Raw genomic sequence first — 13,569 nt, 5'->3', positions numbered from 1 at the left:
GGAGCAGCAGTGGGGAACATCGTGCAAGCGCAGGGGGCGAGCACCGAGGACCGGGCGGGGCGAAAGGAAGTCCGGGTCGGACTCTCGACCGCGTCGGTGTATCCGGAGAACACCGAGGCCGCCTTCCGCTACGCGGCCGAGCTCGGATACGACGGCGTGGAACTCATGGTGTGGGCCGAGCCCGCCAGCCAGTCCATTTCGACCGTGCAGCATTTCGCGCACAAATACGACGTGCCGGTGCTGGCCGTACACGCGCCGTGCCTGCTGATCTCGCAACGGGTCTGGGGGTCGGATCCGATCGCGAAGCTCACCCGCAGCGTGCACACCGCCGAGGCGCTGAGCGCGGCCACCGTGGTGGTGCACCCGCCCTTCCGCTGGCAGCGCCGCTACGCCGACGGTTTCGCGAAACAGGTTGCCGAACTGGAGAATTCGAGCCCGGTCGCGGTGGCAGTGGAGAACATGTTCCCGATGCGCGCCGACACCCTGTTCCGTGGCAGCTCGATCGAGCGGCTGCAGCGCCGCGGCGGCCCCGGCCCCTCGATCACCACCTTCAGCCCCTCCTACGACCCCACCGACGTCGGGTTCCGGCACTACACGCTCGACACCTCGCACACCGCCACCGCGGGCGTGGATCCACGAGTCCTGGCGGGCCGCATGGGTTCCGGGCTCACCCACCTGCACCTGGCCGACGGCCGTGGCGCTGCAACCGACGAGCATCTGATCCCGGGCGAGGGCACCCAGCCGGTTGCCGAACTCTGCGACATGCTGGTGCACAGCGGTTTCGACGGCCAGGCCGTCATCGAGGTGAACACCCAGATGGCCCGCACCACCATGGACCGCGCCGCCATGCTCAACCGGGCGCTCACCTTCGCCCGCACCCACCTCAACCCCTTCGCCCCCGCCCCCACCCCCGAGCCGACCGTCGCCCACCGCGGCTGAGAGCCTCGGCGAGGGTTGCGTGATTCATCCCACCGCTGGGGCGGAATGATCCGACCGTCCGTTTACGCTGTACAAACGCGACAGTGGAAGGACAGCGGATGACAACGGAGTTGACCGTCGATCTCGAATCGGCGAGCGAACTGGCGAACGCGCCGTTCAGTCGCGTCTGCGCGCTGACCGAGCTGGAGGCGGAGACTCCCGAACTCGGCCGCTACGCGGGCCTGATCGAACCCACCTGGACCATCGGCGACAAACTGCACGGCGGCACCATGGTCGCCGGCAGCGCGGCCGCCGCCACCGAATGGCTGCGCCGCACCGCGCCCGCGCAGGCCGCCATGTTCCCCATCTCGGCCAGCACCGACTTCCTCGGCGCACCCGTCCCCGGGGAGGTCGAGTACGAGGTCCGCACCCGCAAGCTGGGCCGTCAGATCGCCCTCATCGACGCGAGCCTGATCCAGGACGGCCGCGCCCTGGTGCACACCGCCTTCACCTTCGGTCACCTCGACGACGCCGTCCCGCAGTACGCCGCCGACCATGCCGGAGACATGCCCGCGGAACCGCCCGCCGACGCCCTCGCCTACGACGAGCGCAACCCCATGGGCAAGATCGTCCATGTCGCCCAGGGCTCCTCGGTCGCCATCGACCCGGCCTGGGCCCGCTTCCTCGCCGGCGAGAAATCCGAACCGCGCCTGCGCCTCTGGATCCGCCCCTTCGAGGGCGACGAACAGGACCCCGACGTCGCCGCCTTCTTCGCCCTGATGGCCGCCGACATGAGCCCCCCGGTCCCCATGAACCTCGGCCACTTCGGCTGGGCCCCCACGGTTCAGCTCACCACCTACCTGCGCCGCCGCCCGGCCCCCGGCTGGCTCCGCGTCATCGCCCACAGCCGCGAGGTCGGCAACCGCATGTTCGACGAAGACCAACTCGTCATCGACTCCACAGGTGCCGTTGTCGCGCAGAGCCGTCAGCTCGCCCTGATCCCCCAGCCGAGGTAATCACCTGCCCGGCTAGCCTTGACTTCCATGACGAGGATTGCGGTTATCGGTGGGGGTCGGATCGGGGAGGCGTTGATCGCCGGTCTGCTCGAGTCCGGGCGGGCGAACAAGGATCTGGTCGTCGTGGAGCCGGTGCCGGCGCGGGCCGAAATGCTGGCCGACCGGTTCGGGATTCGCGCTACCGACGACATCGCCGACGCCGCCAAGTCCGCGGACCTCGTCGTGATCGCGGTGAAGCCGAACGATGTGGACGGCGTCGTCGCCGAGTTGGGCAAGGCCGAACTGGGCGACGACCACGATCAGGTGCTGGTGTCGCTGGCTGCCGGCGTGCCGACCGCGCGCATGGAGTCCCGGCTGCCCGCCGGCTTCCCGGTCGTGCGGGTCATGCCGAACACCCCGATGCTGGTGGGTCAGGGCATGAGCGCCATCGCGCCCGGCCGCTACGCCCGCAAGGAGCAGCTGGCCCTCGTCACCGAGATGCTGGAGTCGGTGGGCAAGGTGGTGACGGTCGCCGAGTCGCAGATGGATGCCGTCACCGCGGTGTCGGGTTCGGGCCCGGCGTACTTCTTCCTGATCGTCGAGGCCATGATCGACGCCTCGGTGGGCCTGGGTCTGAGCCGCGATGTGGCCGCCCAGCTGGTGACGCAGACGATGCTCGGTTCGGCGGCCCTGCTCGAGGAGTCGGGGCAGTCTGCTCCGGAATTGCGCGCGGCCGTCACCTCGCCCGCGGGCACCACTGCGGCGGGCCTGCGGGCGCTGGAGCGGGGTGCGGTGCGCTCGGCTTTCCACGATGCATTGGACGCCGCAAAACGCCGTTCCGCCGAACTCGGCGCGATCGCGGACTAACGTTGATGGTGCGGCGAGTGCGCTCTCCGCATTCCAATACTGCTCGGTTGCTAGTTTGCTGCCGAAGGCCGACTCGCCACAGCAAAGGCTGATTTCTCACACCCGTCGCAGCAATCCCACTGGTCCCGCTAAGCTTCAAGGAGCACGTGCGTGTCTGTTCCGCCGGTGGGGAAGCCGGCGGCGCGGACGTGCCGGAGGTCAGTGGCGCAATGATGTCTGGAAACAGCCAAGCGAGGTCCGGAAACAGCCCAATCAATGCAGGATCCGTCATCGGCGGAGGAACTCAGTTCCTCACTGTCGCCGAGGTCGCGAATCTGATGCGGGTATCCAAAATGACGGTGTACCGGTTGGTGCATTCGGGAGAGCTGCCCGCGGTGCGGGTGGGGCGTTCCTTCCGGGTACACGCCAAGGCGGTGCACGACTATCTGGAGACGTCCTACTTCGACGCGGGGTAGTACACCCGGATAACCGATCGGCCACCCGTTTCGTTCGCCGGAGAGTGGCCCGGTAGCATGGACCGGCATCCTGTACGTGCCGGTGGTGCCGCCGGGTCCATTCGGCCCGTATCGGGTAGGGACTGTGCAGGGTCAGACAGTGTGCACCCCGCGGAAGCGGGGATGACCCGAGAGAACGCGAGGAACAACCCTATGGGTTCTGTGATCAAGAAGCGCCGCAAGCGCATGTCGAAGAAGAAGCACCGCAAGCTGCTTCGCCGCACGCGTGTTCAGCGTCGTAAACTCGGCAAGTAAGCCGCTGCGTCGTAGCTGGAAGCCCGTCACCTCAGGTGACGGGCTTTCGTTTTTCACAGGTGATTGAAGTCATCGTTAGATCCTGGTTAATACCCTTCGGATGGTCCCTACTCGCCGGTTACCCTGGGAGCGCGGGAATAACACAGCGGCGATATTTCAGACATGGGGGCTGCGAGTGGGATCCGGAGTGGCAGGGACTCGGGACGGGCAGGCGCCCAGGGTGGTGATGGTGACCGGTGCGAGCCGGTTCTTCGGCGGCAATGTGGTGGCCCGGCTGGCGGCCGACCCGGCCGTCGAACGCGTCATCGCCGTGGACGCCAAACAGCCCAGCCGCGAGCTGCTGCGCCGTATGGGCCGCGCCGAATTCGTGCGCGCCGATATTCGTAATCCGTTGATCCGCAAGGTTATCGACGGAAATCAGGTGGACACGGTGGTGCATCCGGCGGCACTGTCGCGCCCGCCCTCCGGCGGCGGCCGGGCCGCCATGAAGGACATGAACGTCCTCGGCGCCATGCAGTTGTTCGCGGTGTGCCGCAAGGCTTCCAGCGTGCGGCGGGTGGTGGTGCGTTCCTCCTCCGCCGTCTACGGGTGCAGCGCCAAGGACCCGGTGAAATTCACCGAGGAGATGAGCGCGCGCACGCCGCCGCGCGGCTGGTTCGCCCGGGACATGATCGAGGTGGAGGGCTTCGTCCGCGGGCTGGCCCGGCGACGGCCGGATATCTCGGCGGCCATTCTGCGGTTTCCGCCGATCGTGGGGCCGCAGTTGGCCAAACGCGGTGTGCAGTATTTCCGTTCGCCGATCACCCCGACCATCCTCGGGCGTGATCCGCGCATGCAGCTGCTGCACGAGGAGGATGGCATCGCCGCCCTCGTCCACGGGGCCATGACGGCTCCGGGCGGGACCTACAATGTGGCCGGTGACGGCGCGATGGCGCTGTCGCAGGCGATCCGCCGGGCCGGGCGGGTCGAATTGCCGGTCCCGTACGCGGTTTTCCGCACCGTCGGGCGGACCGTGATGGGCCCGGTCATGCGGGAGTTCACCGCGGAGCAGATCGACTACTTCCATTTCGGGTGTGGTCTGGACACCACCCGGATGCGCACCGAACTGGGCTTCCAGCCGCGCTGGACCACGGTGCAGGCGTTCGACGACTTCATAGGGGGCGCAGCGTTGCGGCCCGTGATCGATCCCACGTGGATCGACGCCGCAGAAAACAAACTTCTCAGCCTGCTCGGGGCCGGGACGGGAGCACACCAATGAGTGATGTAGCGAAGGTGATTCGACTTCACGACGTGGATTTCGAGACGCGGCACAGCCGTCCGTCCCGGGTGTGGCCGGTGGGAGAGCCGGCGCTCACCCCGGTGACCTCGCTGACCGATCGGCTCGCCGAAGCCGAAGCGCGCCAGCCCAAGTCGCTGGGCGACCTGATCCGGGGGACCGTGGCGGACGGGGTCCGCTACACCGCCGACTTCGCGCGCCGCCGCCTCACCGGCGACTACCAGGTCGACGAATTCGGTTTGGACGAGCACCTTCTCGAATCGGTGATCCTCCCGATGCTGCGCCCGCTGTCGGACCTGTGGTTCCGGGTCGAGGTGTCGGGCATCGAGAACATTCCGGAGGTGGGTGGCGCGCTCATCGTGGCCAATCACGCGGGCACGGTGCCGCTGGACGGGCTGATGCTGCAGCTGGCCGTGCACGACCGGCACCCCAAGCAGCGGGCGCTGCGCATCCTGGCCGCCGATCTGATCTTCGAGACGCCGATCATCGGCGGGCTGGCCCGCAAGGCCGGGCACACCCTGGCCTGCCCGGCGGACGCCGAAAGGCTGCTGCGCGCGGGCGAAGTCGCGGGCGTGTTCCCCGAGGGCTACAAGGGCATCGGCAAGCCGTACTCGGACCGGTACAAGCTGCAGCGTTTCGGCCGTGGCGGTTTCGTGTCGGCGGCGGTGCGCACCGGCGTGCCGATCATTCCGTGCTCCATTGTGGGTTCGGAGGAGATCTATCCGAAGCTGGCCGATCTGAAGCCGCTGGCCCGCCTGCTCGGTATCCCGTATTTCCCGGTCACGCCGCTGTTTCCGCATCTGGGTCCGCTCGGTGCCATTCCGTTCCCGTCGAAGTGGTACGTCGAATTCGGCGAACCGATTTCGACCGCCGGATACGAACCGGCGGATGCGGATGATCCGATGACGATGTTCGAAGTCACCGATCAGGTCCGCGAAACCATTCAGGGAACGCTGTACAAGAATCTGATCAAGCGCCGGAACCCGTTCACCGGCTAGACAATTGCGTGGATACGCGACCTGCTCCGGCCGTATGCCAAATTGGCAACTGATTTGGTGACGGTCGGGGTAACTCATCGGGTACGTCCACAATGGATTCGGCACTCGACCGGCGGCACGCGTCCACAACGCCGACGGCTCTCAGCCGTGCGCGGAAGTCTCGGGGAGGCGGGGGGCTAGCTGGCTTTGGCTTCCCGCTTGCGCGAGAGCACGGCCGCGGCCGCGCCGCCCGCCGCGCCGAGTGCGAGGGCGGTGGGCACACCGACCTTCGCGGCCTTGCGGCCGGTGCGGAAATCGCGGATCTCCCAGCCGCGGTTCTTGGCGACCTCGCGCAGGTCCGCGTCCGGGTTGATGGCCACCGCGGTGCCGACCAGCGAGAGCATGGGCACGTCGTTGTGGCTGTCGCTGTAGGCGGTGCAGCGCTTGAGGTTCAGGCCCTCGCGAACGGCCAGGGTGCGCACCGCGTGCGCCTTGCCCAGCCCGTGCAGGATGTCACCGACCAGGCGGCCGGTGAACACGCCGTCCTCGCTCTCGGCGACCGTGCCCAGCGCGCCGGTGAGCCCCAGCCGCTTGGCAATGACCTGCGCCAGCTCCACCGGCGTGGCGGTGACCAGCCACACCTGCTGGCCCGCGTCGAGATGCATCTGGGCCAGCGCCCGGGTGCCCGGCCAGATCTTGTCGGCGATGATCTCGTCGTAGATCTCCTCGCCGAGCGCGGCGAGTTCGGCGGTCGGGCGGCCGGCGATGAAGGACAGCGCCTTCTCCTTGCCGGAGGCCATATCCGAGTGGCTCTCCTTGCCGGTGACCCGGAATTTGACCTGCTTCCAGGCCATATCGACCAGGTCGGAGGTCTTGAAGTACTTGCGCGCGGCCAGCCCGCGGGCGAAGTGCACGATGGACGCGCCCTGCACCATGGTGTTGTCGACGTCGAAGAAGGCGGCGGCGGTGAGGTCGCGAGGGACCGTGAGGGGCGGCATGCCGTCGTCCCGCAGCGCGAGTTCGGCGTCGTGCAGGGCGATGGCGGCGTCGGCGCTGGCCTCGCCGGCCAGGTTGGCGCGGACCTCTTCCTCGCTGGGACCGAACGGACTGCGGGTGATGCGGGTGAACTGATCCTGCAGGTCCTGCAGGCCCTGACCCCAGCGTGCCGGGAATTCACCGAAGCGGCCCGCGATGAAGCCCGTCCCCTGCTCTTTCGAACGTTCCGGCACCAGTACCTCCGCCTGTTAGCGCGAACAAGTCCACAGTAACGCCCGGGGGTGGCCGCAACGTAGACGGCGAACGACATATCGGAGAGTTGTTAGATGGTGGCTATGAGCGATTCGACACATGCTGTGACTCTGTTGACCCGCAGCGGCTGCGGTCTGTGCCACACGGCACTGGAACAATTGCGGCCGATCTGCGCCGAGTTCGGCATCGAGGTCGCGACCGTGGACGTGGACGAGGCCGCCACCACCGATCCGGGCCTGCGCGCCGAATACGGCGACCGGCTGCCGGTCGTGCTACTGGATGGGCGCGAGCACAGCTATTTCGATGTGGACGAGCCGCGACTGCGCGCCGACCTCGCGAAATAAGGCGCAATAAGGGCTTTTCGGGGGTTCGCGACACGGGCCTCCTTCACCCGTTCCCACCGGTGTGTTGCGTAGCGGGTTCGCGCTGATGAGGGTTGAATGAAGCCGGGGCCGGAGCCCGCCGCAAAGTGACTGAATTCACCGACTTTGTGCAGGGCTTCACAAGCGGTTACGGTGGTGGCACGCGACCCGCCTTCTCGGGCAGCGGAAGCGACCCCCTGAACCTGACTCGACCTCGCCTGCAAGGACCGCGACGGTCTCCCGGCGTCGGGTCGACAAAAGAACCCGGACACTCACCCCCGGCCGGACGAGGAGCGCAAGCGACGTGACAGAGCAGCACGAGACGCCGCCGACTGGCGTCTCCAAGGCTCTGCAGAAGGACATCCCGCAGGCCACGGTGGCCCGGCTGGCCACCTATCTCCGCGTGCTCGCCGTACTCGCCGACGACGGTGTAGCCATCGTATCGAGTGAGGAACTGGCTGTCGCGGCGGGTGTCGGTTCGGCGAAGTTGCGCAAGGATCTTTCCTTCCTGGGACCCAACGGCGTTCGCGGCGTGGGCTATGACGTGATCAAGCTGCGCGACCGCATCGAGGATGTGCTCGGCCTGTCCGAGGGGCACCGGGTGGTGCTGGTCGGAGCCGGTCATCTGGGCCGGGCGCTGGTCGGCTACGGCGGTTTCCGCCGCCGCGGGTTCGCCATGGTCGGGCTGTTCGACAACGATCCGGCGGTGATCGGCACGACGGTGTGCGGACTGGTCGTTCGCGATGTCGCCGAATTCGCCGATGCCGTGGACACTCTGGAGCCCACCATCGCCGTCATCGCGGTGCCGGACGCGGCCGCGCAGGGCGTCTGCGATCGGCTGGTCGAGGCCGGCATGCAGTGCATCCTGAGCTTCTCCGCCCTGGCGCTCGAGGCCCCCGCCACCGTCGAGGTGCGGCGCGTCGATCTCGCGGTGGAGATGCAATTGCTGTCGTTCGAGCGGGCCCGCAACGCGGAATCGGCCGCGGAGGAAGCGATGAGCGCGGCCGCCGGGAGCCTGATGCCCCGGGTACCGATGACAACCAGCAAGGGAGCGGTGGTCCAGCCATGAGTGTGCTTCTCGTCGGGATCTCGCATCGCAGCGCACCGGTGTCGGTGCTCGAGAAGATCGCCATCACCGAGACCGACCGGCCCAAGCTGACCGACAAGATGCTGGCCTCCAGCCACGTCTCCGAGGCGATGATCGTCTCCACCTGCAACCGCATCGAGGTCTACGCGGTCGTCGACGCCTTCCACCCGGCGCTGGGCGAGATCGGCGAATTGCTCACCAAGCATTCGGGTCTGCCGCTGCCGGAACTCACCAAGCACGCGTATGTGCGCTACGCGGAGGCCGCGGCCGAGCACCTGTTCGCGGTGGCCTCGGGCCTGGACTCCATGGTGGTCGGCGAGCAGCAGGTGCTGAGCCAGATCCGCGCCGCCTACGCCGCCTCCGACGCGCAGCAGGCCGCCGGACGAACCCTGCACGAGCTGGCCCAGCACGCGCTGCGGGTGGGCAAGCGGGTGCACTCCGAGACCGGGATCGACCGCGCGGGTGCGTCGGTGGTGTCGGTCGCACTGGATCGCGCGCGCATGGTGCTGGGTCCGCTGGCGGGCCGCACCGCGCTGGTGCTGGGCGCGGGTGCCATGGGCGGTCTCGCGGTGGCGCAGCTGGCGCGCGGCGGTGCGGCGAAGATCCTGGTGGTGAACCGGACGCTGGAAAAGGCGCAGCGCCTGGCCAATACGGCCACCACCATGCACGGCGTGCCGGCCGAGGCCATCGAGATGGACCGGCTGGCCGAGGCGATGGCCGCCGCCGATGTGGTGGTCACCTGTACCGGCGCGGTCGGCACCGTGGTGACGCTGGCGGACGTGCATCGCGCGCTGGCCGCCAAGACCGGCTCGGAGGAGCTGGTCATCTGTGATCTGGGCCTGCCCCGCGATGTGGACCACACGGTGGCCGGGCTGCCGGGTGTGACCGTCATCGACATGGAGACGCTGCAGCGCGATCCGTCGGCCGGCGCGGCCGCCGACGACACCGCCGCCGCGCGCACCATCGTCGCCGACGAACTCGCGAAATACCTTGCCGGACAGCGCATGGCCGAGGTCACCCCGACCGTGGCCGCGCTGCGCCAGATGGCCGCCGACGTGGTCGAGGCCGAGCTGCTGCGGCTGGATTCCCGACTACCGGGACTCGAATCCACCGAACGCGACGAGGTGGCCCGTACCGTGCGACGGGTGGTCGACAAGCTGCTGCACGCGCCGACGGTGCGGGTCAAACAGCTGGCGTCCACACCCGGCGGTGACAGCTACGCCGAGGCGCTGCGCGAGCTTTTCGAACTGAAACCCGGTGCGGCACAAGCGGTTGCCGCGCCGATGGAGATATCCGCCCTGCAGGGCGAACTGGCCGACGATTTCACCGCCGCTCACCCGGGCGACGAACAGGGGCACACCGCATGACCGGAGCAATGGTGCACGAGAACGAGACAACCGTCCCCTCCACGGAGCGGATCGTTGGCCGCGGAACCGTCGAGGCGCCCTGGCGCATCGGTACCCGCGGCAGTCTGCTGGCCCTCACTCAGGCCGGGCATGTGCGCGACGCCCTGATCGCCAACGGCCAGCAGGCCGAGCTGGTCATCGTGAAGACCGCCGGCGACCAGAACGCCACCGATCCGGTGCAGAAGATCGGGGTTGGTGTCTTCACCGCCGCGCTGCGCGAGGAATTGGCCGCGGGCACGGTCGACATCGCGGTGCACTCCTACAAGGACCTGCCGACCGCGCAGGATCCGCGCTTCGATATCGCGGCCATCCCGGCCCGCCAGGATCCGCGCGACGCGCTGGTGGCGCGTGACGGTCTGGTGCTCGGTGAGCTGCCCGCGGGCGCGAAGGTCGGCACCTCCGCGCCGCGCCGGGCCGCGCAGTTGAAGGCGCTGGGCCTCGGCATCGAGATCGTGCCGCTGCGCGGCAATCTCGACACCCGCATCTCCAAAGTTACTTCCGGTGAATTGGATGCCGTCGTGGTGGCGCGGGCCGGGCTGGCCCGCATCGACCGCCTCGACGCCGTCACCGAATCGCTCGAACCGGTGCAGATGCTGCCGGCCCCGGCGCAGGGCGCGCTGGCGGTCGAATGCCGCAGCGCCGATACCGAACTCGTGACCATCCTGTCCGCTCTCGACGATCACGGCACCCGTGCCGCGATCACCGCGGAGCGGGCATTGCTGGCCGAACTGGAGGCCGGCTGTACCGCACCGATCGGTGCGCTGGCCGAGGTCGTCGAATCGCTCGACGACGACGGCCGGGTGGTGGAGGAGTTGTCGCTGCGCGCCTGCGCGGCGGCGATCGACGGCTCGGATGTGATCCGGGCTTCAGTGGTCGGCTCGGTCGCGGATGCCGCGGACCTGGGTCGCGCACTGGCGCGCGAGCTCTTGGAGCTGGGGGCGCGCGACCTGCTCAGCGTCACAGAGGAATCCGCTGAGCTCACCGACAGCAGCAATCCCAGCCCAATGGAGAACCAACCCATGAGCGAGCGCAGCGAGCGAATCATCAGCACAGCGCCTACGGGCACGGTTGCGCCGAGCGCTAGCGAGGTGCAGCCGTGAGCCGAGTGACGAAGAAGAATCCCGGTCGGATCCTTTTCGTGGGGTCCGGGCCTGGTGACCCGGCGCTGCTCACCGTGCGGGCCCGCGAGGTGCTCGGCCGGGCGACGCTGGCGTTCACCGATCCCGATGTCGACAAGGGCGTGCTCGCCCTGATCGGCACCGCGGTCGAGGAGAACCCCGACGGGACCCGTCCCGTCGACGTGCGTCCCGCGCTCGGTGACGCCGCCGAAGTGGCCAAGACGCTGATCGCCGAGGCGCGCAATGGTTCCGACGTGGTGCGCCTGGTCTCCGGCGACCCGATGACCACCGATTCGGTCATCCAGGAGATCAACACCGTCACCCGTTCGCACCTGAACTTCGAGGTGCTGCCGGGTCTTTCGGCCGGCACCACCGTCCCCGCCTACGCGGGCATCGAAATCGGTTCCAGCCACACCGAGGTGGATGTGCGCGGCGAGGTGGACTGGGCGGCCGTGGCGGCCGCGCCGGGCCCGCTGGTGCTGCACGCCACCTCCGGGCACCTGGCCGAGACCGCGTCGGCGCTGGTCGAGCACGGCATGGCGCCGCAGACCCCGGTCGCGGTGACCGTGCGTGGCACCACCCGGCAGCAGCGCACCATCGACGCCACGCTGGCGACGCTGAACAATGCCGCTTCCGAACTGGTCGGCCCGCTGGTGGTCACGGTCGGCAAGGAAGTGGAGAAGCGCGCCAAGACCTCCTGGTGGGAGTCGCGGGCTCTGTACGGCTGGACCGTGCTGGTGCCGCGCACCAAGGAGCAGGCCGGTGAGATGAGCGAGAAGCTCGTCATGCACGGGGCCATCCCGATGGAGGTGCCGACCATCGCGGTCGAGCCGCCGCGCAGCCCGGCGCAGATGGAGCGCGCGGTCAAGGGTCTGGTCGACGGCCGCTACCAGTGGGTGGTGTTCACCTCCACCAACGCGGTGCGCGCGGTGTGGGAGAAGTTCGGCGAATTCGGCCTGGACGCCCGCGCTTTCAGCGGTGTGAAGATCGCGTGCGTCGGTGAGGCCACCGCGGAGAAGGTGCGCTCCTTCGGCATCAACCCGGAGCTGGTGCCCAGCGGTGAGCAGTCCTCCGAGGGCCTGCTGGCCGACTTCCCGCCCTACGACGACGTTTTCGACCCGGTCAACCGGGTGCTGCTGCCGCGCGCTGACATTGCCACCGAGACCCTCGCCGAGGGCCTGCGCGACCGCGGCTGGGAGATCGACGACGTCACCGCCTACCGCACCGTGCGTGCTTCGCCGCCGCCCGCGGAGACCCGCGAGATGATCAAAACCGGCGGTTTCGACGCGGTGCTGTTCACCTCGTCTTCCACCGTCCGGAACCTGGTCGGCATCGCCGGCAAGCCGCACGCCCGCACCATCGTGGCCTGCATCGGCCCCAAGACGGCCGAGACCGCAATCGAATTCGGCCTGCGCGTGGACGTGCAGCCCGAGATCGCCCAGGTCGGCCCGCTCGTCGAGGCGCTCGCCGAGCACGCCGCCCACCTGCGCGCCGAGGGCCTGCTGCCCCCGCCCCGCAAGAAGAGCCGCCGCAGCCGCTAGCGCTGACAGGTCGAATCGGTTCGAATCGGGCCCCGCATCCAGTGATGCGGGGCCCGAACCTTTGTCGAATCCCCCTGGAAATGCTGGCATTTCAACGCGCGATCCGGTGCCTACGATCTGTTGAGTATTCGATCTTGAAAGGTGAACAGCTATGAAGCGCACGGCCTTCGGCCCGATGAAGCGCACGGCCTTCGGCCTGCTCGCTATGACCGGCCTCACGTTGGGTGTGGCTCTGTCCCCGGCCGCGGCCCTCGCGCAGACCTCCGAGCCGGCCCCGATCGCCACGACCGTTGCCGACTCGCCGGGGGTCGGCTCCTCCGGTATCCCGGCCGCCCTCGTGCTGCAGACCCTGCTGAAGTGCCTGACCAGCGGCTCGGGCAATCTCGGCACGCCGGGCTCGACCCAGACCGGCTGCCTCAACTCCTGACCGGTCGCCTCGGGCGCCGGCGCCGGCCGCCCGCGGTGGAGGTTCTCCGACGTCTTCTTGCGCGGACGCCGGAGAACCTCCCTCGTGGTCAACGTTGGGCTGCCATCAGGCGGCGGACCATGCGACAGGTGGCGTCCGAGGGCCGGTGCACGCCGATGACTTCCGCTGTGTGGCGGATGTTTTCGTTGGTCGCCTGATCCGGGCTGAAGGATCCGGAGTCCAGTAGTGCGATGGCCAGCCGCATGGCCTTCAACCTGCGATTGTGCGAGATGTACCACGACCGCGGCCGCCCTGCGGGCAGCGGCTGTTTGGACAGCGGCCGCCACGCGTGATCGATCACGTCCCCCTTCTTCGGCACTTCGCCGGCCCTGTTCACCTTGTCGGACATGCTGGTAACAGCTGCGAGCACGACCATTCCTCCCGTCGCGATCCGGATCCGCACCCCGCATCGGCGGTGCGACTCCTTCGAACACATCTTCGATTCTACCCGCCCCCACCGACAAAATCGGCTGCTCACAATGACTTTGGCGATGCGACCCGATGGCCGTGGCGGTGCGGCCCGGCCCGGCCGCGGAGGTGCGCGCACCCGGGTCGAGCG

14 protein-coding genes and 1 pseudogene are annotated in these 13,569 nt (G+C 68.6%); 13 read left to right on the top strand and 2 right to left on the bottom strand.

Going from position 1 to position 13,569, the window contains the following annotated elements; genetic code table 11:
- Nucleotides 1–18 precede the first annotated feature (18 nt).
- The 7 genes from ACQP1O_RS40085 (at nt 19) to ACQP1O_RS40055 (ending at nt 5,803) form a co-directional block, all read left to right on the top strand.
- Entirely contained in the window at nt 19–939 is a 921-nt protein-coding gene (locus ACQP1O_RS40085) for a sugar phosphate isomerase/epimerase family protein (protein WP_433567954.1), read from the top strand.
- 98 nt (nt 940–1,037) lie between these two features.
- Nucleotides 1,038–1,934: a thioesterase family protein gene (locus ACQP1O_RS40080; protein WP_433563471.1), complete on the top strand. Its 897-nt coding sequence runs from the start codon at nt 1,038–1,040 to the stop codon at nt 1,932–1,934.
- A 27-nt stretch (nt 1,935–1,961) separates the two neighbouring features.
- Entirely contained in the window at nt 1,962–2,780 is an 819-nt protein-coding gene (proC, locus tag ACQP1O_RS40075) for a pyrroline-5-carboxylate reductase (protein WP_433563470.1), read from the top strand.
- A gap of 212 nt (nt 2,781–2,992) precedes the next feature.
- Nucleotides 2,993–3,235, top strand: coding sequence for a helix-turn-helix domain-containing protein (locus tag ACQP1O_RS40070; protein ID WP_045437601.1), 243 nt, complete (start codon nt 2,993–2,995; stop codon nt 3,233–3,235).
- Nucleotides 3,236–3,427: 192 nt separating this feature from the next.
- Entirely contained in the window at nt 3,428–3,529 is a 102-nt protein-coding gene (locus tag ACQP1O_RS40065) for a 30S ribosomal protein bS22 (RefSeq protein WP_003402602.1), read from the top strand.
- A 226-nt stretch (nt 3,530–3,755) separates the two neighbouring features.
- Nucleotides 3,756–4,787: an NAD-dependent epimerase/dehydratase family protein gene (locus tag ACQP1O_RS40060; RefSeq protein WP_433567953.1), complete on the top strand. Its 1,032-nt coding sequence runs from the start codon at nt 3,756–3,758 to the stop codon at nt 4,785–4,787.
- A complete protein-coding gene (locus ACQP1O_RS40055) occupies nt 4,784–5,803 on the top strand; it encodes a lysophospholipid acyltransferase family protein (RefSeq protein WP_433563469.1) in 1,020 nt (339 codons plus the stop codon). Before ACQP1O_RS40060 ends, ACQP1O_RS40055 begins: the two co-directional genes overlap by 4 nt.
- Nucleotides 5,804–5,979: 176 nt before the next feature.
- Here ACQP1O_RS40055 and ACQP1O_RS40050 read toward each other — a convergent pair whose 3' ends face one another.
- Nucleotides 5,980–6,930 (bottom strand): HAD family hydrolase, encoded by a 951-nt coding sequence (locus ACQP1O_RS40050; RefSeq protein ID WP_433567952.1) that lies wholly within the window; start codon nt 6,928–6,930, stop codon nt 5,980–5,982.
- 183 nt (nt 6,931–7,113) lie between these two features.
- Between ACQP1O_RS40050 and ACQP1O_RS40045 the strand changes: the two genes are divergently transcribed.
- The 6 genes and pseudogenes from ACQP1O_RS40045 (at nt 7,114) to ACQP1O_RS40020 (ending at nt 12,971) form a co-directional block, all read left to right on the top strand.
- On the top strand, nt 7,114–7,374 hold the full coding sequence (locus tag ACQP1O_RS40045) for a glutaredoxin family protein (RefSeq protein WP_433563468.1): 261 nt from the start codon (nt 7,114–7,116) through the stop codon (nt 7,372–7,374).
- Between the two features lie 322 nt (nt 7,375–7,696).
- Nucleotides 7,697–8,461, top strand: a complete 765-nt coding sequence (locus tag ACQP1O_RS40040) for a redox-sensing transcriptional repressor Rex (RefSeq protein WP_433563467.1) — start codon at nt 7,697–7,699, stop codon at nt 8,459–8,461.
- Nucleotides 8,458–9,846, top strand: a complete 1,389-nt coding sequence (locus ACQP1O_RS40035; RefSeq protein WP_433563466.1) for a glutamyl-tRNA reductase — start codon at nt 8,458–8,460, stop codon at nt 9,844–9,846. Before ACQP1O_RS40040 ends, ACQP1O_RS40035 begins: the two co-directional genes overlap by 4 nt.
- Nucleotides 9,843–10,850 (top strand): annotated as a pseudogene (hemC, locus tag ACQP1O_RS40030) (hydroxymethylbilane synthase); the annotation flags it as partial. The gene ACQP1O_RS40035 and the pseudogene hemC, both read left to right, overlap by 4 nt.
- A 131-nt stretch (nt 10,851–10,981) precedes the next feature.
- A complete protein-coding gene (locus tag ACQP1O_RS40025; protein ID WP_433563465.1) occupies nt 10,982–12,544 on the top strand; it encodes a uroporphyrinogen-III synthase in 1,563 nt (520 codons plus the stop codon).
- Nucleotides 12,545–12,695: 151 nt separating this feature from the next.
- Nucleotides 12,696–12,971: a hypothetical protein gene (locus tag ACQP1O_RS40020; protein ID WP_433563464.1), complete on the top strand. Its 276-nt coding sequence runs from the start codon at nt 12,696–12,698 to the stop codon at nt 12,969–12,971.
- Between the two features lie 88 nt (nt 12,972–13,059).
- Here the strand turns inward: ACQP1O_RS40020 and ACQP1O_RS40015 are convergent, their stop codons facing one another.
- Nucleotides 13,060–13,380, bottom strand: coding sequence for a hypothetical protein (locus tag ACQP1O_RS40015; RefSeq protein ID WP_354846878.1), 321 nt, complete (start codon nt 13,378–13,380; stop codon nt 13,060–13,062).
- Nucleotides 13,381–13,569: the final 189 nt, after the last annotated feature.

This window comes from Nocardia sp. CA-151230 (assembly GCF_050942175.1).
Classification (GTDB): domain Bacteria; phylum Actinomycetota; class Actinomycetes; order Mycobacteriales; family Mycobacteriaceae; genus Nocardia.
This window is presented reverse-complemented; position numbering and strand designations above follow the sequence as displayed.

Excerpts from the sequence above, each read along its gene's own strand:
- ACQP1O_RS40080 (WP_433563471.1), top strand. The coding sequence starts at position 1,038 with ATGACAACGGAGTTGACCGTCGATCTCGAATCGGCGAGCGAACTGGCG.
- proC (WP_433563470.1), top strand. The coding sequence starts at position 1,962 with ATGACGAGGATTGCGGTTATCGGTGGGGGTCGGATCGGGGAGGCGTTG.
- ACQP1O_RS40070 (WP_045437601.1), top strand. The coding sequence starts at position 2,993 with ATGTCTGGAAACAGCCAAGCGAGGTCCGGAAACAGCCCAATCAATGCA.
- ACQP1O_RS40065 (WP_003402602.1), top strand. The coding sequence starts at position 3,428 with ATGGGTTCTGTGATCAAGAAGCGCCGCAAGCGCATGTCGAAGAAGAAG.
- ACQP1O_RS40060 (WP_433567953.1), top strand. The coding sequence starts at position 3,756 with ATGGTGACCGGTGCGAGCCGGTTCTTCGGCGGCAATGTGGTGGCCCGG.
- ACQP1O_RS40055 (WP_433563469.1), top strand. The coding sequence starts at position 4,784 with ATGAGTGATGTAGCGAAGGTGATTCGACTTCACGACGTGGATTTCGAG.
- ACQP1O_RS40045 (WP_433563468.1), top strand. The coding sequence starts at position 7,114 with ATGAGCGATTCGACACATGCTGTGACTCTGTTGACCCGCAGCGGCTGC.
- ACQP1O_RS40035 (WP_433563466.1), top strand. The coding sequence starts at position 8,458 with ATGAGTGTGCTTCTCGTCGGGATCTCGCATCGCAGCGCACCGGTGTCG.
- ACQP1O_RS40020 (WP_433563464.1), top strand. The coding sequence starts at position 12,696 with ATGAAGCGCACGGCCTTCGGCCCGATGAAGCGCACGGCCTTCGGCCTG.